Annotated in this window: 17 protein-coding genes; 14 read left to right on the forward strand and 3 right to left on the reverse strand. The window is 61.2% G+C overall.

The window, feature by feature from the left end; all coding sequences use genetic code 11:
* The first annotated feature begins 76 nt into the window (after positions 1-76).
* The 6 genes from choX (at position 77) to FQ192_RS17270 (ending at position 5,614) form a co-directional block, all read left to right on the forward strand.
* Positions 77-1,021: a choline ABC transporter substrate-binding protein gene (gene choX / locus FQ192_RS17235; protein WP_149659650.1), complete on the forward strand. Its 945-nt coding sequence runs from the start codon at positions 77-79 to the stop codon at positions 1,019-1,021.
* Between the two features lie 88 nt (positions 1,022-1,109).
* Positions 1,110-1,997, forward strand: coding sequence for a 3-keto-5-aminohexanoate cleavage protein (locus FQ192_RS17240; protein WP_149659651.1), 888 nt, complete (start codon positions 1,110-1,112; stop codon positions 1,995-1,997).
* 214 nt (positions 1,998-2,211) lie between these two features.
* Positions 2,212-3,177, forward strand: coding sequence for an L-carnitine dehydrogenase (locus FQ192_RS17250; RefSeq protein WP_149659652.1), 966 nt, complete (start codon positions 2,212-2,214; stop codon positions 3,175-3,177).
* A 147-nt stretch (positions 3,178-3,324) separates the two neighbouring features.
* Positions 3,325-3,801: a thioesterase family protein gene (locus FQ192_RS17260; protein WP_149659654.1), complete on the forward strand. Its 477-nt coding sequence runs from the start codon at positions 3,325-3,327 to the stop codon at positions 3,799-3,801.
* 13 nt (positions 3,802-3,814) lie between these two features.
* The gene (locus tag FQ192_RS17265; protein ID WP_149659655.1) at positions 3,815-4,978 is read left to right on the forward strand and encodes a gamma-butyrobetaine dioxygenase; all 1,164 of its coding nucleotides are present in this window, start codon (positions 3,815-3,817) and stop codon (positions 4,976-4,978) included.
* Positions 4,979-5,350: 372 nt separating this feature from the next.
* Entirely contained in the window at positions 5,351-5,614 is a 264-nt protein-coding gene (locus FQ192_RS17270; protein ID WP_149659656.1) for a hypothetical protein, read from the forward strand.
* Between the two features lie 169 nt (positions 5,615-5,783).
* Here FQ192_RS17270 and FQ192_RS17280 read toward each other — a convergent pair whose 3' ends face one another.
* Positions 5,784-6,887, reverse strand: a complete 1,104-nt coding sequence (locus FQ192_RS17280) for a GlxA family transcriptional regulator (RefSeq protein WP_123513212.1) — start codon at positions 6,885-6,887, stop codon at positions 5,784-5,786.
* A 524-nt stretch (positions 6,888-7,411) separates the two neighbouring features.
* Positions 7,412-8,788 carry an L-serine ammonia-lyase gene (locus FQ192_RS17285; RefSeq protein WP_149659657.1) on the reverse strand — a complete coding sequence of 459 codons (1,377 nt, stop codon included), beginning with the start codon at positions 8,786-8,788 and terminating at the stop codon, positions 7,412-7,414.
* A 435-nt stretch (positions 8,789-9,223) separates the two neighbouring features.
* Between FQ192_RS17285 and FQ192_RS17290 the strand changes: the two genes are divergently transcribed.
* The 3 genes from FQ192_RS17290 to choV all read left to right on the forward strand — a co-directional run bounded on the left by FQ192_RS17290 (position 9,224) and on the right by choV (position 12,258).
* Positions 9,224-10,171, forward strand: coding sequence for a choline ABC transporter substrate-binding protein (locus tag FQ192_RS17290; RefSeq protein WP_149659658.1), 948 nt, complete (start codon positions 9,224-9,226; stop codon positions 10,169-10,171).
* A gap of 66 nt (positions 10,172-10,237) precedes the next feature.
* On the forward strand, positions 10,238-11,083 hold the full coding sequence (choW, locus tag FQ192_RS17295) for a choline ABC transporter permease subunit (RefSeq protein ID WP_123404334.1): 846 nt from the start codon (positions 10,238-10,240) through the stop codon (positions 11,081-11,083).
* Positions 11,080-12,258 carry a choline ABC transporter ATP-binding protein gene (choV, locus tag FQ192_RS17300; protein WP_149659659.1) on the forward strand — a complete coding sequence of 393 codons (1,179 nt, stop codon included), beginning with the start codon at positions 11,080-11,082 and terminating at the stop codon, positions 12,256-12,258. The genes choW and choV overlap by 4 nt, the downstream gene beginning before the upstream one ends.
* A 253-nt stretch (positions 12,259-12,511) precedes the next feature.
* Here the strand turns inward: choV and FQ192_RS17305 are convergent, their stop codons facing one another.
* On the reverse strand, positions 12,512-14,461 hold the full coding sequence (locus FQ192_RS17305) for a BCCT family transporter (protein ID WP_256672302.1): 1,950 nt from the start codon (positions 14,459-14,461) through the stop codon (positions 12,512-12,514).
* A gap of 379 nt (positions 14,462-14,840) precedes the next feature.
* On the opposite strand from FQ192_RS17305, the gene betI reads away from it, so the two are divergent.
* From betI to FQ192_RS17335, 5 genes are all read left to right on the forward strand, one after another.
* Positions 14,841-15,434, forward strand: coding sequence for a transcriptional regulator BetI (gene betI, locus FQ192_RS17315; RefSeq protein ID WP_149659662.1), 594 nt, complete (start codon positions 14,841-14,843; stop codon positions 15,432-15,434).
* A gap of 99 nt (positions 15,435-15,533) precedes the next feature.
* Complete coding sequence (gene betB, locus FQ192_RS17320; RefSeq protein ID WP_149659663.1) at positions 15,534-17,006, forward strand: betaine-aldehyde dehydrogenase; 1,473 nt, start codon at positions 15,534-15,536, stop codon at positions 17,004-17,006.
* A 136-nt stretch (positions 17,007-17,142) separates the two neighbouring features.
* Positions 17,143-18,846: a choline dehydrogenase gene (betA, locus tag FQ192_RS17325; protein WP_149659664.1), complete on the forward strand. Its 1,704-nt coding sequence runs from the start codon at positions 17,143-17,145 to the stop codon at positions 18,844-18,846.
* Between the two features lie 258 nt (positions 18,847-19,104).
* Positions 19,105-20,547 carry a TldD/PmbA family protein gene (locus tag FQ192_RS17330; protein WP_149659665.1) on the forward strand — a complete coding sequence of 481 codons (1,443 nt, stop codon included), beginning with the start codon at positions 19,105-19,107 and terminating at the stop codon, positions 20,545-20,547.
* Complete coding sequence (locus tag FQ192_RS17335; RefSeq protein WP_149659666.1) at positions 20,547-21,884, forward strand: TldD/PmbA family protein; 1,338 nt, start codon at positions 20,547-20,549, stop codon at positions 21,882-21,884. Before FQ192_RS17330 ends, FQ192_RS17335 begins: the two co-directional genes overlap by 1 nt.
* The last annotated feature ends 51 nt before the right edge of the window (positions 21,885-21,935 follow it).

Consider the following 21,935-nt stretch of genomic DNA (forward strand, 5'->3'; position numbering starts at 1 on the left):
CTTAGCTGCGTAACTTGGCATCACCGGCGCACGAAGATGCCGGGACCCACAATAACGACCTGCCGAGGAACCCACCATGAAACGACTGATCAGCAGCTGTGTTCTTGCACTCAGCGGTACCGCTTTCTTGAGCGCCAGTGTCATGGCCGCCGACCCTGCCTCGTGCCAGAACGTGCGCATGGGTGTAGTGAACTGGACCGATGTGATCGCCACCAGCGCCATGACTCAGGTATTGCTCGATGGCCTCGGCTACAACACCAAACAAACCAGTGCGTCCCAGCAAATCATCTTCGCCGGGATCCGCGACCAGCGCCTGGACCTGTTCCTGGGCTACTGGAACCCGCTGATGACCCAGACCATCACCCCGTTCGTCGCAGCCAATCAGGTCAAGGTGCTTGAGGCCCCAAGCCTGAAAGACGCCCGCGCCACCCTCGCCGTCCCGACCTACCTCGCTGACAAAGGCCTGAAAACCTTCGCCGACATCGCCAAGTTCGAAAAAGAACTGGGCGGCAAGATCTACGGCATCGAACCGGGCTCGGGCGCCAACACCCAGATCAAGGCGATGATCGCCAAGAATCAGTTTGGCCTCGGCAAGTTCCAGCTGGTCGAGTCCAGCGAGGCCGGCATGCTCGCCGCCGTGGACCGCGCCGTGCGCCGCAAGGAAGCCGTGGTGTTCTTCGGCTGGGCGCCGCACCCGATGAACGTCAACGTGAAGATGACTTACCTCACCGGCAGCGAAGATGCTCTGGGCCCGAACGAAGGCATGGCCACGGTCTGGACCGTCACCGCCCCGAAATACGCCGAACAATGCCCGAACGTCAGCCGTTTGCTGAGCAACCTGACCTACACCGCCGAAGATGAGAGCCGGATGATGCAGCCGTTGCTGGATCACAAGGACGCCTTCGAATCAGCCAAGCAATGGCTCAAGGATCACCCGCAAGACAAGCAACGCTGGCTCGAAGGTGTGACGACTTTCGATGGCAAACCAGCGGCTGAAAACCTGTCATTGACCAGCAAATAAACCCGATTGAACCACCGAATCGCAGCCTGCACGGGCTGCGAACGGAATCATCACGCCTGCCACACCCATAAAGAACAGGAATCGCCTAATGAACCACGACGTCATCATCACCTGCGCACTCACCGGTGCTGGCGACACGACCGCCAGAAGCCCACATGTGCCGGTCACCCCGAAACAAATTGCCGCTGCCGCCGTGGAAGCCGCCAAGGCCGGCGCCACCGTGGTCCACTGCCACGTCCGCGATCCCGAAACTGGCAAGTTCAGCCGTGACGTGGCGCTGTACCGCGAAGTGATGGAGCGCATCCGCGAGGCGGACGTGGACATCATCGTCAACCTCACCGCCGGCATGGGCGGCGACCTGGAAATCGGCGCGGGCGAGAACCCGATGGCGTTCGGCCCGAACACCGACCTGGTCGGCCCGCTGACCCGTCTGGCCCACGTTGAAGAGCTACTGCCGGAAATCTGCACCCTCGATTGCGGCACCCTGAACTTCGGCGATGGCGACACGATTTACGTTTCGACTCCGGCGCAACTGCGCGCTGGCGCCAAACGCATTCAAGAGCTGGGCGTGAAGGCCGAGCTGGAAATCTTCGACACCGGTCACCTGTGGTTCGCCAAGCAGATGATCAAGGAAGGCTTGCTCGACAACCCGCTGTTCCAGCTGTGCCTGGGCATCCCGTGGGGCGCGCCGGCCGACACCACCACCATGAAAGCCATGGTCGACAACCTGCCGGCCGACGCGGTCTGGGCCGGGTTCGGCATCGGCCGCATGCAAATGCCGATGGCGGCGCAAGCGGTGCTGCTGGGCGGCAACGTACGGGTCGGGCTGGAAGACAACCTGTGGCTGGACAAAGGCGTACTGGCGACCAACGGCCAACTGGTGGAACGCGCCAGCGAGATCCTCAGCCGCCTCGGCGCTCGCGTCCTGACGCCGGCCGAAGGCCGGGCAAAAATGGGCCTGACCAAGCGCGGTTAAACCACACCACACATTCAACCTGTGGGAGCGGGCTTGTGTGGCGAGGGGGCTTGCCCCCGTTCGGCTGCGAAGCAGTCGTAAACCATTGCATGCGGTATGCCTGGCATACCGCGGTTGCAGGTTTTGGGGCCGCTACGCGACCCAACGGGGGCAAGCCCCCTCGCCGCAAAGGTTCGGCCCACATGGGATCACTGAATTCATTTAGGAAGTCGCCATGAGCTTTATCACCGAAATCAAAACCTTCGCCGCGCTGGGCAGCGGTGTCATCGGCAGCGGCTGGGTCTCCCGCGCCCTCGCCCATGGCCTCGACGTGGTGGCCTGGGACCCGGCGCCCGGTGCCGAAGCGGCGCTGCGCAAGCGGGTCGCCAATGCCTGGGGCGCACTGGAGAAACAAGGCCTGGCCCCCGGCGCCTCGCAAGATCGCCTGCGCTTTGTCGCCACCATTGAAGAATGCGTGCGCGACGCGGATTTCATCCAGGAAAGCGCCCCGGAACGTCTGGAACTGAAACTGGAACTGCACGGCAAAATCAGCGCAGCGGCCAAGCCCAATGCATTGATCGGCTCCAGCACCTCGGGGCTGTTGCCGAGCGAATTCTACGAAGGCTCAACCCACCCGGAACGCTGCGTGGTCGGGCATCCGTTCAACCCGGTTTACCTGCTGCCATTGGTAGAAGTGGTCGGCGGCAAGAACACCGCGCCGGAAGCGATTCAAGCGGCGATCAAAGTCTACGAATCCCTAGGGATGCGCCCGCTGCATGTACGCAAGGAAGTGCCGGGGTTCATCGCCGATCGCTTGCTCGAAGCGCTGTGGCGCGAGGCGCTGCACCTGGTCAACGACGGCGTGGCGACTACCGGCGAAATCGACGATGCGATCCGCTTTGGCGCGGGTCTGCGCTGGTCGTTCATGGGCACGTTCCTGACCTACACCCTGGCGGGCGGCGATGCGGGCATGCGGCACTTTATGGCGCAATTCGGGCCGGCGTTGCAGTTGCCTTGGACCTATCTGCCGGCACCGGAGCTGACCGACAAGTTGATTGATGATGTGGTGGATGGGACCAGTGATCAGTTGGGCAGCCACAGCATTTCAGCGCTGGAACGCTATCGTGATGATTGCTTGCTGGCGGTGCTGGAGGCGGTGAAGACCACCAAAGAGAAGCATGGGATGGCGTTTGCCGACTAAACCCGCGTCCTGATCGTTCCCACGCTCTGCGTGGGAATGCAGCCCGGGACGCTCCGCGTCCCAAAGCGTGACGCAGAGCGTCACAAGAGGCATTCCCACGCGGAGCGTGGGAACGATCACAACCCAACCATTTTCGGATGTGACGACATGCCCACCCTCACCACCTACCAAACCAAAATCATCCCCGACTGGGTCGACTACAACGGCCACCTGCGCGACGCCTTCTACCTGCTGATCTTCAGCTACGCCACCGACGCGCTGATGGATCGCCTGGGCATGGACAGCAACAACCGCGAAGCCAGCGGCAACTCGCTGTTCACCCTCGAACTGCACCTCAACTACCTGCACGAAGTGAAGCTCGACGCCGACGTCGAAGTGCACACGCAAATCATCGCCCACGACAGCAAACGCCTGCACCTCTACCACAGCCTGCACCTGGTGGGCGGTGACAAGGAATTGGCCGGCAACGAGCAAATGCTGCTGCACGTCGACCTCGCCGGGCCGCGCTCCGCGCCGTTCAGCGAAGACACCCTGGGCAAGCTGCAAGCCATCGTCGCCGAACAAGCCGACCTGCCTGCCCCTGACTACATCGGCCGAGTGATCGCACTACCGCCAAAAAAATAACCAGGAGATCGCCATGAACACCGCCGCCGCTTTTGCCGACTTCCGCACCTACCCGTTGATCAGCGCATTAACCGCCGTGCACACCCTGGCGGACCGCGTCCAAGTGACCTGGGCCGATGGCCGCGTCAGCCCTTTTCATCACCAATGGCTGCGGGACAACTGCCCGTGTCCGTTGTGTGTCTATACCGTGACTCGCGAGCAGGTGCTGGAAATCGTCGATGTCGCGGAAGACCTGACACCCAGTGCCGCGCATCTCGAAGCCGACGGTTGCCTGCGCGTCGACTGGCAAGACGGCCACCTCAGCCGCTTCGATCCGGGCTGGTTGCGGGCCCATGCCTACGACGATGAATCCCGCACCGAGCGACGGGCGGGCAAACCGAAATCCAAATTGTGGACCAGCGATTTGCGGCTGCCGGTGTTCGACTATCAGGCATTAATGAACGACAACGACGCCCTGCTGCAATGGCTGCTGGCGGTGCGGGATATCGGCCTGACCCAGGTCCGTGGCGTGCCCACCGAACCCGGCTCGCTGAAGTTGATCGCCCAGCGCATCTCCTTCATCCGCGAGAGCAATTTCGGCGTGCTGTTCAACGTGCAATCCAAGGCCGACGCCGACAGCAACGCCTACACTGCTTTCAACCTGCCGCTGCACAGCGACCTGCCAACCCGGGAGTTGCAACCGGGGCTGCAATTCCTGCATTGCCTGGTGAATGATGCCGAGGGTGGCGAGAGTATTTTTGTCGACGGTTTTGCCATAGCCGAGGCGTTGCGGGTTGAGAGCCCAGAGTCGTTCCAGGCCTTGTGCGACATCCCCGTGGAGTTCCGCAACAAGGACCGCCACAGCGACTACCGCTGCCTGGCGCCGATCATCGCGCTGGATGCGTTGGGGCACGTGTCGGAGGTCCGCATGGCCAACTTCCTGCGCGGGCCGTTTGATGCGTCGATCGAGGACATGCCCAAGCTCTATCGGGCGTATCGGCGGTTTATTGCCATGACCCGCGAGGCGCGGTTTCGCCTGATGCAGCGGCTCAATCCCGGCGAATTGTGGTGTTTCGACAACCGCCGCACCCTCCACGCCCGCAACGCCTTCGACCCCGCCACCGGCGCCCGGCATTTCCAGGGGTGTTATGTGGATCGGGATGAGTTGTTGTCGCGCATCCTCGTGTTGCAGCGGTAGACCGCGTCATCGTTCTTCGCGGGCAAGCCTTGCTCCTACAGGGGATCGCATACCCCCTGTAGGAGCGAGGCTTGCCCGCGAAGACGTCAGCCCAAACAACACATCCCCACCTGATTCCCCAGACAAAAAAAAGCCCCGATCAAGCCGTGACAGGATCGGGGCACAAGGTACTGTTGAGGAGCCGTTGCGCGAGGGTGACCAAACCATCGTGAAGCCAGCTGAATCCAGTGTGCCTACTCCCCTCCCTGGCAAGTTAGCCGAAAACGACCTGTTCATAGGTATCGCGGCCATTGCGACAAATCGTCCTTGCCGACGCCCCGCCCCCCTACCAGAATCGAGCCACGACACCGTTCCCTGAAGAAGGATTGCGTCATGATGTACGCCGATTTGATTGACCAGGAAGACCTGTTGGGCCAGCTGAAATCGTTGGGCTTTCCAGTACCGAGCGGTGCCACCGCCGAGCAGGCTTGCGAGTGTGCGGTGCGGGGTTTGAACGATGAGCGGGCCATCGTGCTGCGCACCATGGTCAAGCAGATGTACACCAGCAGCGCGACCATCCTGCCGGCGGTGCGCCAGGCGATCGACAAGCAATTGTTGCCGGCGTTGGCGGAGTATCAGCAGAGTCGTAGCGCCTGATTGTCAGCACTGAGCGGCCTTTTGTGGCGAGGGAGCTTGCTCCCGCTCGACCGCGAAGCGGTCGCAAAAACAGCGAATGCGGTTTGTCAGAAAGACCGCATTCGCCGGTTTTGGGACTGCAGCGCAGCCCAGCGGGAGCAAGCTCCCTCGCCACAGTAGCCCGCGCGGTCTAGAGCCTAACGCTGGCGAAGGTTGACTCATTACGCGCCTGACTCAATGCCGACAACGGCCCGGACAACGGCGACAAGACCAGCGCTTGCGGCAGCGGCATCATCGCCACCTGTTGCGTGGTGTTCGACCCTACGCGCTCGTCACGCGGCGGAATGCCGAAGTATTCGCGGTAGCACTTGGAGAAGTGCGGCGTGGACACGAAACCGCACACCGACGCCACTTCGATGATCGACATCGGCGTTTGCTTGAGCAACTGCCGGGCGCGGATCAGGCGCAGCTTGAGGTAGTAGCGCGACGGAGAACAGTGCAGGTATTTCTGGAACAGCCGCTCCAGCTGACGTCGGGAAACGGCGACGTACACCGCCAGTTCGTCGAGGTCGATAGGCTCTTCCAGGTTGGCTTCCATCAGCGCAACGATTTCCTGCAACTTCGGCTGGTTGGTGCCGAGCATGTGCTTGAGCGGCACGCGCTGGTGATCCTGCTCGTTGCGGATGCGCTCGTAGACAAACATCTCCGAAATTGCCGCCGACAGTTCACGGCCGTGATCGCGGCTGATCAGGTGCAGCATCATGTCCAGCGGCGCCGTGCCGCCGGAGCTGGTGAAACGGTTGCGGTCGAGGGTAAACAAGCGGGTGCTCATGGCCACGCGCGGAAACGCTTCCTGCATAGCCGCCAGGCATTCCCAGTGCACGCTGCAATCGAAGCCATCCAGCAGACCGGCGCAAGCCAGGGCCCAGCTGCCGGTGCACACCGCGCCGAGGCGCTTGGACTGACGCGCCTGGCTTTGCAGCCAAGACACGTGTTCGCGGGTCACAGTGCGCTGGATGCCGATACCGCCGCAGACAATGATGGTGTCCATGGACGGCGCTTTGTGCATGGAGCAATCGGGGGTGATTTGCAGACCGTCACTGGCCCAGACCTGGCCGCCGTCGACGGTGAGGGTGGTCCAGCGATACAGCTCGCGGCCGGACAATTGGTTGGCCATGCGCAGGGGTTCTACTGCTGAGGCCAGAGAAATCAGCGTGAAATTGTCCAGCAGCAGAAAGCCGATGGATTGAGGCGCACGGTTCTGGGGTTGAGCCCCCGAGTTGAACGTCGTCATCGCGGTATCTCCTCACACAAAGCGGGTGATGGCCTCAGGCGGAGGCTCTTGTTATTGCCATCGTTCTCGCGTGGGAGACGGGCTTTGTAATGACAGAGCAAATGCCATGCCTAAAATTGAATGCGCGTTCAATAACTCCTGAAAACGACGTCGCGGCGTGTCTATATAAGCCGTGCGCAGAGTGGGGGTTATAAGTGCCATCAAGGCGGGCAAATGCGCAGTATTGCGGGGTGTGAGCAAATCGGTAGCACTTGTGGGAACAGGGGCTGCGAGGTGCTGGAGCAGAGTGTCACCACAAGCACAGGTGACAGGCGGTAATGGCCAGACTGGATCCCGGATCTCGGGAAGTGCGCTTGTCTGTAAGCGACGCGCTAAAAGGTGGCGCGGTTTTGGTGCGGTGTTCACTTAGCGCGCAGTTTTGACTGGTCTGACGCCTTCGCGGGCAAGCCTCGCTCCTACAGGTTTTGTATTGCCCTTGTAGGAGCGAGGCTTGCCCGCGAATGGCGCGACGCGGTCCTACTGAATCAACACTCCACCGCGCTCACCGCCAACCCACCCCGCGACGTTTCCTTGTATTTGTCATGCATATCGGCGCCGGTATCGCGCATGGTGCGGATCACCCGGTCCAGCGAGATAAAGTGCTGACCATCGCCGCGCAACGCCATCTGCGCGGCATTGATGGCTTTCACCGCAGCAATCGCATTGCGCTCGATGCACGGCACTTGCACCAACCCGCCCACCGGGTCGCAAGTCAGGCCGAGGTTGTGTTCCAGGCCAATCTCCGCCGCGTTGCACAACTGCTCCGGCGTGGCGCCGAGAATCTCCGCCAACCCCGCCGCCGCCATGGCGCAGGCCGAGCCGACTTCGCCCTGGCAACCGACTTCGGCGCCGGAGATGGAGGCGTTCTTCTTGCACAGAATCCCCACCGCTGCCGCACTGAGGAAATAGTCGACCACGTTGGCCTCGGTCACCACCTCGCTGAACTTCATAAAGTAGTGCAACACCGCCGGGATAATCCCCGCCGCGCCGTTGGTCGGCGCCGTGACCATGCGCCCACCGGCTGCGTTCTCTTCGTTGACCGCCAGGGCGAACAGGTTGACCCATTCCATAGCGCTCAACGTCGAGCCGATCACGTTGGGCTTGCCCAGCTCTTGCAGACTGCGATGCAACTTGGCGGCACGTCGGCGCACGTTCAGGCCGCCGGGCAGGATGCCTTCGTGCTTGAGGCCCTGGTCGACGCAGTCCTGCATGGCGCGCCAGAGTTTCATCAGGCCGGCGCGGATCTCTTCTTCACTGCGCCAGACCTTCTCGTTGGCCAGCATCAGCTCGGCCACGCGCAAGTTGTGCTTCTGGCACAACTCCAGCAGTTCCACCGCACTGGAGAAGTCATACGGCAACACGGTGCGATCCAGGTCCACCACGCCACTGGACGCTTGTGCCTCATCGACGACAAAACCGCCGCCAATCGAATAGTAGGTGTCGCGGTGCAGCTCCCCGTGATCGCCTTCTACAATTAAGGTCATGGCATTCGGGTGAAAAGGCAGGTTCTCGTCGATCAGGCGCATGTCACGAGCCCAGATGAACGGCACCGACAAACGACCGTCGAGCAACAAGGTGTGGGTTTCGCGCAGGGTTTCGATATGCAGGCCGATTTTCGACGGATCGATCGCGTCCGGCCACTCGCCCATCAGCCCCATGATCACGGCGTTATCGCTGCCGTGACCGATGCCGGTGGCCGATAACGAGCCGTAGAGCTGAACTTCGACACGCCTTACTTGTTCCAAAAGACCCTGCTCACGCAAACCTTGCACGAACAGCGCCGCCGCCCGCATCGGGCCGACGGTGTGCGAACTGGAAGGGCCAATGCCGATTTTGAACAGGTCGAAAACGCTGATAGCCATTACTGCCGAACTCCTGGATGTGCCAACTCCAGGCGCAAAAGCGCCCAGTGACGGAGCTGCTACGCTCAAGCTGCAATCCGCCGAGATGGCCGCATCATCAGGCTTTTGCGGTGTCGTTCGACGTCTCACACCGACGCACTCATGTCCAACAACGCCGCGGGTCGTCGACGCTGCGTTTTCGCCGTTTTTTTGCGGTTCAGAGCGGCAAACAGGGCAGAAAAAAGCTGTAAACGACGTCACTGACACTGGATGCGACCATCCCTGTACTGGTTACGACGCCCCCTGTAGGCGTCAGATTTTCACTGGTACATGATCGTATCGACTCGATTGCAAGGCGCCGTGGTAGAGCTGTCTTAAAAAACGCCACCAACCGCAACCTATAAGTGCGGTGGTCCAGTCGGAACACTGCCAAAAAAAACACCAAGGAGTCCACCCATGAAAGGTTCCCCGTCGTTGTTGTTGGCCGCCATGCTGAGTTTGCCGTTACTGGCTCAAGCCGCAGAACCCGCTCAGTGCAGCACCGTAAACTTCTCTGATGTCGGCTGGACCGACATCACCGCGACTACCGCGACCACCAGCGTTGTCCTCGACGCCCTGGGCTACAAAACCAAGACCACCATGATTTCCGTGCCCGTGACCTACAAGTCCCTGGCCGATGGCAAGAACATGGACGTGTTCCTCGGTAACTGGATGCCGACCATGGAAAACGACATCAAGGCCTACCGCGATGCCGGCACCGTGGACGTCGTTCGCACCAACCTCACCGGCGCCAAGTACACCCTCGCCGTTCCGCAAGCCCTGTACGACAAGGGGCTGCATGACTTCGCCGACATCGCCAAATTCAAGAAAGAACTCGACGGCAAGATCTACGGCATCGAGCCAGGCAACGACGGCAACCGCCTGATCCAGAGCATGATCGACAAGGATGCCTTCGGTCTCAAAACCGCCGGCTTCAAAGTGGTCGAGTCCAGCGAAGCGGGGATGCTGTCCCAGGTCGATCGCGCGCAGAAACGCGATACCGCCGTGGTCTTCCTCGGCTGGGCACCGCACCCGATGAACAAGCGCTTCAAGATTCAATACCTGACCGGTGGCGATGACTTCTTCGGTAAGGACTTCGGTGCCGCCACCGTGGCCACCAATACCCGCAAGGGCTACGTCCAGGAATGCAGCAACGTCGGTACTCTGCTGAAAAACCTGGAATTCACCGTAGACATGGAAAGCGCGCTGATGGGCAACATCCTGGACGACAAGATGAAGCCTGACGCGGCCGCCAAGGCCTGGCTGAAAAAGAATCCACAGGTCCTCGATACCTGGCTCGCTGGCGTGACCACCATTGACGGTAAACCAGGCCTGGAGGCCGTGAAAGCCAAGCTCGCGCAGTAATCGCTTACGCCGGACGGTTTCGGCCGTCCGGGCTGTTTATTTCCTTGCATGCGGACGTTCACTACCATGCTGATTGATCAGAAAATCCCCCTAGGCCAGTACATCGCGGGCTTCGTTGAATGGTTGACGCAACACGGCGCCAGCACCTTCGACGCAATCGCCGTGACACTGGAAACGATGATCCACGGCGTGACGTTTGCGCTGACCTGGTTCAACCCGCTGGCATTGATCGGCCTCATCGCGCTACTGGCACACTTCATTCAACGCAAGTGGGGGCTGACCGTTTTCGTCATCGCCTCCTTTCTGCTGATCCTCAATCTGGGGTACTGGCAGGAAACCATGGAAACCCTCGCCCAGGTGCTCTTCGCGACCCTGGTCTGCGTGGTCATCGGCGTGCCGCTGGGCATCGTCGCCGCGCACAAACCGATGTTCTACACACTGATGCGTCCGGTGCTCGATCTGATGCAGACCGTGCCGACCTTCGTCTACCTCATTCCAACCCTGACCCTCTTCGGGCTGGGTGTGGTCCCGGGCCTGATCTCGACGGTGGTGTTCGCGATTGCCGCGCCAATCCGCCTGACCTACCTGGGTATCCGTGATGTTCCCGCAGAACTGATGGACGCCGGCAAAGCCTTCGGCTGCTCGCGACGTCAACTGCTCGCACGCATCGAACTGCCCTACGCGATGCCCAGCATCGCGGCCGGTATCACCCAGTGCATCATGCTGTCGTTGTCGATGGTGGTGATCGCCGCACTGGTGGGCGCCGACGGCCTGGGCAAACCCGTGGTCAACGCACTGAACACCGCCGATATCGCCCTGGGCTTCGAAGCCGGGTTGGCAATCGTACTGCTGGCGATCATGCTCGACCGTATCTGCAAACAACCCGACGCTAAAGTAGGGGGTGACGCATGAGCATTATTCGCTTCGAAGACGTCGACGTAATCTTCTCCAAAGACCCGCGTGAGGCGCTCAAACTCCTCGACCAAGGCATGACCCGCGACCAGATCCTGAAGAAAACCGGGCAGATCGTCGGCGTTGAAAAAGCCAGCCTGGACGTCGAAAAAGGCGAAATCTGCGTGCTGATGGGCCTGTCCGGCTCCGGTAAATCCAGCCTGCTGCGTTGTATCAACGGTCTTAACACCGTCAGCCGTGGCAAGTTGTTCGTCGAGCACGAAGGCAAGCAGATCGATATCGCGTCCTGTACCCCGGCCGAACTGAAAATGATGCGCACCAAGCGCATCGCGATGGTGTTCCAGAAGTTCGCCCTGATGCCTTGGCTGACCGTGCGCGAGAACATCAGCTTCGGTCTGGAAATGCAGGGTCGCCCGGAAAAAGAACGGCGCAAGCTGGTGGACGACAAGCTTGAGCTGGTGGGCCTGACCCAGTGGCGCAACAAGAAGCCCGACGAACTCTCCGGCGGTATGCAGCAACGTGTGGGCCTGGCCCGTGCGCTGGCGATGGACGCCGACATTCTGCTGATGGACGAACCGTTCTCGGCCCTCGACCCGTTGATCCGCCAAGGCCTGCAAGACGAACTGCTGGAACTGCAAAGCAAGCTGAACAAGACCATCGTGTTCGTGAGCCATGACCTGGATGAAGCGCTGAAGCTCGGCAGCCGGATTGCGATCATGAAAGACGGGCGCATCGTGCAGTACAGCGTGCCGGAAGAGATCGTGTTGAACCCGGCGGACGATTACGTGCGCACCTTCGTGGCTCACACCAACCCGCTGAACGTGTTGTGCGGCCGCAGCCTGATGCGCACGCTGGACAACTGCAAACGCATCAACGGTTCGGTGTGCCTGGATCCGGGCGGCGATTCGTGGCTGGACCTGGCCGAGGGCAACACCATCAAGGGCGCCCGCCAGAACGGCGCGAGCCTGGACCTGCAGAACTGGGTGCCAGGGCAATCGGTGGAAGGTTTAGGCCGTCGGCCAACGGTGGTGGATTCGAACATCGGCATGCGCGAAGCGCTGCAGATTCGTTACCAGACCGGCAACAAACTGGTGCTGCACGACAACAACAAAGTGGTGGGGATCCTCGGCGACAGCGAGCTTTACCACGCGCTGCTCGGCAAGAACCTGGGCTAAGGCAACAGACACAAAAACGCCGCGAGAGGATCGCGGCGTGATCGTTCCCACGCTTGATCGTTCCCACGCTCCGCGTGGGAATGCATCCGGTGACGCTCCGCGTCACGATTCAAAAGCGGACGCGGAGCGTCCGGGGCGGCATTCCCACGCAGAGCGTGAGAACGATCAACCGATCGATCAGGCACAAAAAAAGGGGCTCAACTTGAGCCCCTTTGCGTTCCCACGCGTAGCGCAGGAACGCTCATCTCGCTACTCAGCTATAGACACGGCCAAGGAGCTGCCGATGGCTTTCAAACTGATCGAGCACGTCACGGGTGATCTGATCCTGAGCGAAGCCCATCAGGTCATAGTCCTGGCTGCCGTTGTGCAGGTACACCTCGGCGCGGTAGTAGCGTGCGCGGGGTTCATCGGCGCTTTCGGCCGACACCGTGTCACTCGCCGCCGCCAGATAGCCGTCCAGGCTCACTTCGTAGACAAAAGGGTTGCCCTCTTCCATCTCGATCCGCAGGCCCATGCAACGCTTGGACTTGCCGAGCAAGGTCTGCACGTCCAGGCCTTGAGCGCGCAATTGCACCGCCGCATCTTCCAGCGCCGGGCTGACTTGCTTGTCCATGAAGCGCTGCACGATCGACTGGTTCGGTTGCAGGTCCAGCTGGGTCAAGCGCTCGCTGAAACCGCGACGACCGCGTGCGGCCAACTCCGCTTGCTCCTGTTCGATCTGCACGTCCAGGCGCATCTGCTTGTGCAAACCGAACATGAAGAACACCAGCACCACCGAGAACGGCAGACCGGCCAGCACCACCATGGTTTGCATGGCTTCGAAGTTACCGGCAAACAGCAGGCCGATGGTCACCAGGGTGATCACCGCCGACCAGAAGATCCGCAGCCAGTGCGGCGCATCTTCATCAACGTTGCCGCCCTTGCAGGACAGGTTGGCCATCATCACCGCGCCGGAATCCGCCGGGGTCAGGAACAGCACAAAACCGACAAAGATCGACACGCCGATCACAATCTTCGACGCCGGGTAATGCTCAAGCAGTTGGTAGATCGCCATCGACGGCTGTTCCAGCGCCGTCTTCCCGAGCTCCACCGCCCCATGGTTCATCACCAGGTCCAGGGCCGAGTTACCGAAGATCGACAGCCACGCCAGGGTGAAACCCAGCGGAATCAGCAGCACGCCGGCCACCAGTTCACGCACCGTGCGACCACGGGAAATACGCGCGATGAACATGCCTACGAACGGGGCCCAGGAAATCCACCAGGCCCAGTAGAACAGAGTCCACAGGCCCAACCAGCGGTCGGACTTGTCACTGTCGCCTTCGTACACATAGAGGTCGAAGGTCTTCAGCACCACACCGTTCAGGTAATCGCCGATGTTCTGCACGAAGCCGTTGAGCAGGTGCAACGTCGGGCCGAACAGCAGCACGAAAATCAGCAGGCCGCTGAACAGCACGATGTTGAGGTTGGACAGACGACGGATGCCGTTTTCCACGCCCGACACGGCCGCGATGGTCGCCACGGTGCTCATCACGATGATCACGATCAGCAGGTTGGTGTTGCTGTGTTCCATGCCGAACAGGTTTTCCAACCCCGAAGACACTTGCAGCGAACCAATCCCCAGGTTCGTCACCAGCCCCAGCAACGTCACGAACATGCCGAAGCCGTCCACTGCGTGACCGGCCGCGCCTTTGACCCAACGCTCACCCACCAGCGGATACAGCGCCGAACGCAGCGCCAGCGGCTGGTTGTGGCGATAAGCAAAGTAAGCAACAGCCAGACCGACCAGTGCGTAGATCGCCCAGCCATGCAGACCCCAATGCAGGAACGTCAGCTGAACCGCCTGACGCGCCGCCATGTTGCTCGCGGCCACACCTTCCGGCGGGTTGAAGTAATGGTCCAGCGGCTCGGAGGCACCGAAGTACAGCAGCGAGATGCCGATGCCCGACGAGAACAGCATCCCCGCCCAGGCGCCGTAGCTGAAGTCCGGGGTGTCGTCCTTGCTGCCCAGTTTGAGTTTGCCGTAGGACGAAAACGCCAGGCCGACCACGAACACCAGGTAGGCGGCGATCACCACCATGTAGTACCAGCCGAAGCTGCGGGACAACCAGGCCTGGGCAATGCCGAGCAATCTGCCGGCCTCTTGCGGGGCGATGATCAGAATGGCGGTCAACAACAGGATCAGCGCGGTAGAGGTGTAGAACACCCAACCGTTGACCGTCACCTTCTCGGGCGGGGTCTTTATTAGAGAGGCAGAACTCATGGCACAGATGCTCCGGGCAGTGCGGGAGAAGAACACAAGGCAACGCGATACCCGACCAATCGGTTAGTTGGCAGCCGACCAGCGGGTGATATAAAGACAGCCCGAAAAAAGCCCGAAGCCCGGGAGCGCCTGTGCGCGGGGGTTTCGAGCCGTTTCGGATGTCGTTTTTCCGCCCGCTACACGTAGGAAAAACCGGCAGGTAGCGACGAATTGTCGCAGATCTTATTCTTTGTTGATTGAACGTTCAATCAAAACAAAATAGACTGGCCTTCAATCCGACAGACGTTTTTCGTCCGCCGGAAGGCCTAAGGAGATGTGCAAGATGCCCAAGGTCGGTATGCAACCCATCCGTCGCCAGCAATTGATCGAAGCCACTTTACAGGCTGTCGATCAGGTCGGGATGGGGGACGCCAGCATTGCGCTGATCGCCCGTTTGGCCGGTGTCTCGAATGGCATCATCAGTCACTATTTTCAGGACAAGAATGGCCTGATCGCCGCCACGATGCGGTATCTGATGAGCGTCCTCAGCGAGAACGTCACCGCGCGTCGTCAGGCGCTGGAGGACAGCAGCCCAAGGGCGCACCTTCAGGTGATTATCGAAGGCAACTTCGACGCCAGCCAGGTCAATGGCCCGGCAATGAAAACCTGGCTGGCCTTCTGGGCCACCAGCATGCACCAGCCGTCTTTGCACAGGTTGCAGCGGATCAACGATCACCGCCTGTATTCCAACCTGTGCTGCCAGTTCCGCCGTGCATTGCCGCTCGATGAAGCGCGCAACGCCGCCCGTGGCCTGGCAGCCCTCATTGACGGCTTGTGGTTGCGCGGCGCGCTGTCGGGAGATGCTTTCGACACCGGGCAGGCGCAACAGATCGCTTACGAATACATGGATTTCCAATTGGCCAAGCAGGTGAGCTAGAGCACACATAACCGCTCAGCCCCTGAACCGTCACCGATCGCCAACGCTCCACGGCACCCGGTGACCAACGCCAACCACTTATGCACTTGCGAGGACACTATGGCCCGTTTCGAACTGCAAAAACTCTACATCGATGGCGGCTACTCCGACGCCAGCAGCGACGCCACCTTCGAAGCCATCAACCCGGCTAACGGTGAAGTCCTCGCAAAAGTACAGCGCGCGACTTTCGACGACGTCGAGCGTGCTGTGGTCAGCGCTGAAAAGGGCCAGAAAATCTGGGCCGCCATGACCGCCATGGAGCGTTCGCGCATCCTGCGTCGTGCCGTCGACATCCTGCGCGAGCGCAACGATGAACTGGCCGCCCTGGAAACCCTGGACACCGGCAAATCCTTCTCCGAAACCAAGTACGTCGACATCGTCACCGGCGCTGACGTGCTGGAATACTACGCAGGCCTGGTGCCGGCTATCGAAGGCGAGCAGATTCCACTGCGCACTACTTCGTTCATCTACACCCGTCGCGAGCCGCTCGGTGTTGTCGCCGGTATCGGCGCGTGGAACTACCCGATCCAGATCGCCCTGTGGAAATCCGCACCGGCCCTGGCGGCCGGTAACGCGATGATCTTCAAGCCAAGCGAAGTCACTTCCCTGACCACGCTGAAACTGGCTGAGATCTACACCGAAGCCGGCGTCCCGGCGGGCGTGTTCAACGTGCTGACCGGCAGCGGCCGTGAAGTCGGCACCTGGCTGACCGAGCACCCACGCATCGAAAAAATCTCCTTCACCGGCGGCACCGACACCGGCAAGAAGGTCATGGCCAGCGCTTCGAGCTCTTCGCTCAAAGAAGTCACCATGGAACTGGGCGGCAAGTCCCCGCTGATCATCTTCGACGACGCCGACCTCGATCGCGCCGCCGACACCGCGATGATGGCCAACTTCTACAGCTCCGGCCAGGTCTGCACCAACGGCACTCGCGTGTTTATCCCGACGCATCTGAAAGCGGCTTTCGAAGCCAAGATCGCCGAGCGCGTTGCCCGTATCCGCATCGGCAACCCGGAAGACGAAAACACCAACTTCGGCCCGCTGGTCAGCTTCGCCCACATGGAAAGCGTGCTGGGCTACATCGCCAAAGGTAAGGAAGAAGGCGCTCGCGTCCTGTGCGGCGGCTCCCGTCTGACCGAAGGCGACCTGGCCAAAGGCGCCTTCGTGGCACCGACCGTGTTCACCGACTGCACCGACGAGATGACCATCGTTCGCGAAGAAATCTTCGGCCCGGTGATGGCGATCCTGACCTACGACACCGAAGAAGAAGTGATCCGTCGTGCCAACGACACCGACTTCGGCCTGGCCGCCGGTATCGTCACCAAGGACCTGAACCGCGCCCACCGCGTGATTCATCAACTGGAAGCCGGTATCTGCTGGATCAACGCCTGGGGCGAGTCCGACGCGAAGATGCCGGTCGGCGGCTACAAGCAGTCGGGCGTGGGCCGTGAGAACGGGATCAGCTCTCTCAATAACTTCACGCGCATTAAGTCCGTGCAAGTCGAACTGGGCGATTACGCCTCAGTGTTCTGAGGAGCTACAAGCGGCAAGCTTCAAGCTGTAAGTAAAAGCAGTTTGTTTTTGCCGCTCCCCCCGATTTCACAGACATAGCTCGCTGCTTTTTCTTGCAGCTTGGAGCTTAGAGCTTGCAGCTCCCCCAGGAGACCACATGACTACCGAATACGACTACATCATCATAGGGGCCGGTTCCGCAGGTAACACACTTGCGACCCGTCTGACTGAAGACGAAGGCGTCACCGTCCTGCTGCTCGAAGCGGGCGGCCCGGATTACCGTTTCGACTTCCGCACGCAAATGCCGGCCGCGCTGGCGTTCCCGCTGCAAGGCCGTCGCTACAACTGGGCGTACGAAACCGATCCAGAGCCACACATGGACGGTCGCCGGATGGAGTGCGGTCGCGGCAAGGGCCTCGGCGGTTCTTCGCTGATCAACGGCATGTGCTACATCCGCGGCAACGCGATGGACTACGACAACTGGTCGAAGCTGCCGGGCCTGGAAAACTGGACCTACCTCGACTGCCTGCCGTACTTCCGCAAAGCGGAAACCCGCGACATCGGCCCGAACGACTACCACGGTGGCGACGGCCCGGTCAGCGTGACCACGCCGAAGGCTGGCAACAACCCGCTGTTCCACGCGATGGTTGAAGCCGGCGTGCAGGCCGGTTACCCGCGCACCGAAGACTTGAACGGTTACCAGCAAGAAGGTTTCGGCCCGATGGACCGTACCGTGACGCCGAACGGCCGTCGCGCCAGCACCGCTCGCGGTTACCTGGACATTGCCAAGAAGCGTTCGACCCTGACCATCGTCACCCACGCCCTGACCGACAAGATCCTGTTTGAAGGCAAGCGTGCGGTCGGCGTGCGTTACCTGATCGGCGCCGCTGAAGAGCGCGTTGAAGCCCGCGCCCGCAAGGAAGTGCTGCTGTGCTCCGGCGCCATCGCTTCGCCGCAGATCCTGCAACGCTCCGGCGTCGGCCCGGCCGAACTGCTGAAGAAACTCGATATCCCGGTGGTCCACGACCTGCCAGGCGTCGGCGAAAACCTGCAGGATCACCTTGAGCTGTACCTGCAATACGCCTGCACCCAACCGGTCTCGCTGTACCCGTCGCTGCTCTGGTACAACCAGCCGGCCATCGGTGCCGAGTGGCTGTTCAACGGCACCGGTATCGGCGCCAGCAACCAGTTCGAAGCCGGCGGTTTCATCCGTACCCGTGAAGAATTCGATTGGCCGAACATCCAGTACCACTTCCTGCCGGTCGCGATTAACTACAACGGCAGCAACGGTGTGAAAGAGCACGGCTTCCAGGCGCACATGGGTTCCATGCGTTCGCCAAGCCGTGGTCGCATCCAGGCCAAGTCGAAGGATCCGCGCGAGTACCCGAGCATCCTCTTCAACTACATGGCCACCGAGCAGGACTGGCAGGAATTCCGCGACGGCATCCGCCTGACCCGTGAAATCATGCAACAGCCTGCACTGGACGCTTACCGTGGCCGCGAAATCAGCCCGGGCATCGACGTGCAAACCGATGAACAGCTCGACAAGTTCATCCGCGAACACGCCGAAACTGCGTTCCACCCGTCCTGCTCCTGCAAAATGGGCACCGACGAGATGGCCGTGGTTGATGCTGAAGGCCGTGTGCATGGCATGCAGAGCCTGCGGGTGGTCGACGCCTCGATCATGCCGATCATCACCACCGGCAACCTGAACGCGCCAACGATCATGATCGCCGAGAAAATCGCCGACAAGATCCGTGGCCGCCAGCCATTGCCGCGCAGCACCGCTGACTACTTCGTGGCCGGTGATGCACCGGTGCGTGGCAAGCCGATGCGGGATGTGAGTCCTACTGCTCAGTAAGGCGTAATACCGAGGCGCGGCCTTCGCGGGCAAGCCTCGCTCCTACAAGGAATCGCATTCCCCCTGTAGGAGCGAGGCTTGCCCGCGAAGAGGCCCTCACAAACAACTGCACAACCCTCTGACACACCCCGGTAATCCCTTCCTACACCGCTCCGCGCTTGATCCTACCCCCCGCCCAGGCCTAATCTAGCGCCACGCAAACGTTTCACCCCCTCGCAGTACCGATACGCCGCTTCTCCAGACCAAGGAGGTTTTCGAATGTTCGATTTCCACCCCCAGCTCAAGCAGCGTTTTGCTGCCTTGCGCACGGGCGCTGAATTTTTTTCGCTGCGTTATGTACGCGAGTCCGGCCAATACCTGTCAGTGCGCAAGAACGTCGCCGAGCCGCCGAGCCTGCGCCGTGATGAAGGCGCGATGCTGACCGTTCGGGTCAACGGCGTCGAAGCCTACGCGGCGACCAATGACCTGTCGCAACAAGGCCTGCAAGCCGCGCTGGAGAAGGCCGAGCAACAAGCCCGCCGCCTCAAGCCCCACGCCTTGCTCGACCTGAGCGCACAAACGGTCTCCAGCGACCGCGCCGACTACTTTTCGCCGAACCTCGACCAGCCCTTCCCGTCCCTGAGTGATTGCTACCAACTGCTCGGCGCCGAATCCGCCGCCGTGCCCAAGGACGAGCGTCTGGTGAACTGGGAAGTGAGCATCGGCATCACCCACGTCGAGCAGATCTACCTCAGCAACGCCGGCGCCGAACTGCGCCAGGCCCAGCGCTTTATCTTCCCGAGCCTGGAAGTCACTGCCTACGACGGCAACGACAGCCAGACCCGCACTTTGGGCCGCGAGAACTTCGGCCAGCAGGGCGGCTTTGACGTGATCAGCCGCTGCGGACTGGTCGGCGCCGCGCCGAAAATCGCCGATCAGGCGCTGCAATTGCTGCTGGCGCCCAACACCCCGAAAGGCCCGCGCGACCTGCTGTTAATGCCGGACCAAATGATGCTGCAGATCCACGAATCCATCGGTCACCCGCTGGAACTGGACCGCATCCTCGGTGATGAGCGCAATTACGCCGGCACCAGTTTCGTCAAGGCCGAGGACTTTGGCCGCCTGCAATACGGCTCCAAACTGCTCAACGTGACCTTCGACCCGGACATTCCCGAGCAGTTGGCCAGTTACGGTCACGATGACGACGGCACCGCCGCAAGCAAGCAATTCCTGATCAAGGAAGGCCTGTTGCTGCGGCCATTGGGCGGTGCGCTGTCGCAGTTCCGCGCCGGCATGGATGGCGTGGCCAACAGCCGCGCCTGTGGCTGGAACCGTCCACCGATCGATCGCATGGCCAACCTGAACATCGAGCCCGGCGATCAACCGCTGGAACAGATGATCGGCAATATCGAACACGGCATCTTGATGAGCACCAACCGTTCCTGGTCCATCGACGATGCACGCAACAAGTTCCAGTTCGGTTGCGAATGGGGCCAGTTGATCGAGAACGGCGAACTCAAAGGCGTGGTCAAGAACCCGAACTATCGGGCGATTTCGGCGCACTTCTGGAAAAGCCTCAGCGCCGTCGGCGACGCCAACACCGTCAAGGTCCTGGGCACGCCGAACTGCGGCAAGGGCGAACCGAACCAGGTGATCCGCGTCGGCCATGCGTCGCCGGCCTGCGTGTTCAGCAATGTGGATGTGTTTGGGGGAGATGCCTGATGAGCACTGCAAAAAATCAGGCCGATGCGTTCAAGGCCTTGGTCACTTGGCTGCGCGAGGCGATTCGCGAGCCGGAACAATTCACCCTCAGCTACGCCGCCGAGTCCTCGGCCTTCGTGCGCTTCAATCACGCCAAGGTCCGTCAGGCCGGGCAGGTGCAACAGGCGAGTGTCGGTTTCAAGCTGATCAACGACGGTCGCCACGCCGACTTGAACATCACGCTGTCGGGCGAGGCTGAAGTCGATGTGCAGCGCCTGGCCGAAGGGCTGCAACAGTTGCGCGAAACCCTGCCGTTGCTGCCCCAGGATCCGTATCTGCTGCTCAACCACAACGGCTGGCAGAGCAAGAATGTGCAGGATCACCCGTTGCCGGACACCGAGCAGGTCGTCGCTGAAATCACCCAGGCCGCCGAAGGGCTCGACCTGGTCGGTTTCTACGCGGCCGGGCCGATCAGTCGTGGTTTCGCCAGTTCTTCGGGCGCGTTTGGCTGGCATCAGGCCAATAGCTTCAACTTCGATTTCAGCCTGGTGCATGAAAACGGCCAAGCGGTGAAAGCCAGTTACGCCGGGCACGACTGGAGCAGCGAAGGGTTTGCCAAGCGCTTTGCCCTCGCCCGCGAGCAATTGACGTTTCTCGGTCGGCCATTGCGCACCCTGGCGCCGGGTAACTACCGCGCCTACCTCGCTCCGGCGGCCATGGAAGAAATCATGGACATGCTCGGCTGGGGCGGTTTCTCGGCGCAGTCGATTGCCAGCAAGAACAGCCCGTTGCAGAAGCTCTACGCAGGGGACAACGCGTTCAGCCCGTTGGTGTCCGTCGATGAGAAAGTCAGCGGTTCCCTGAGCCCGGCGTTTTCCGGCGAAGGTTATCCGCGCAGTGATCTGGGGTTGATCGTCGCGGGCAAGGCCGGCGCGCAAATGGTCAGCTCGCGCAGCGCCGCGGAATACGGCTTGCCGGCCAACGGTGCCGGCGGTGGTGAGATGCCGAGCGCGTTGAACATGGCGCCCGGTACATTGCCGCAAGCCGAGATTCTCAAGCAACTGGGCACGGGGCTGTACATCAGCAACCTCTGGTACCTGAACTACTCGGATCAACCAGCGGCGCGCCTGACCGGTATGACGCGGTTTGCGACCTTCTGGGTCGAGAACGGCGAGATCCAGGCCCCGGTGAGCACCATGCGATTTGATGACAGCGCCTACAGCCTGCTCGGTTCGCAGCTGGAAGCGTTGACCCAGGAGCGCGAGTTGCTGCTGTCGGCGAGTACTTACAGTCAGCGGGCGACGGCGTCGGCGTTGTTGCCGGGGGCGCTCGTCAGCAAACTCACCTTGACCCTCTGACACCGATCGTTCCCACGCTCTGCGTGGGAATGCAGCCCGGGACGCTCCGCG

This window comes from Pseudomonas sp. ANT_J12, from assembly GCF_008370045.1.
GTDB lineage: Bacteria > Pseudomonadota > Gammaproteobacteria > Pseudomonadales > Pseudomonadaceae > Aquipseudomonas.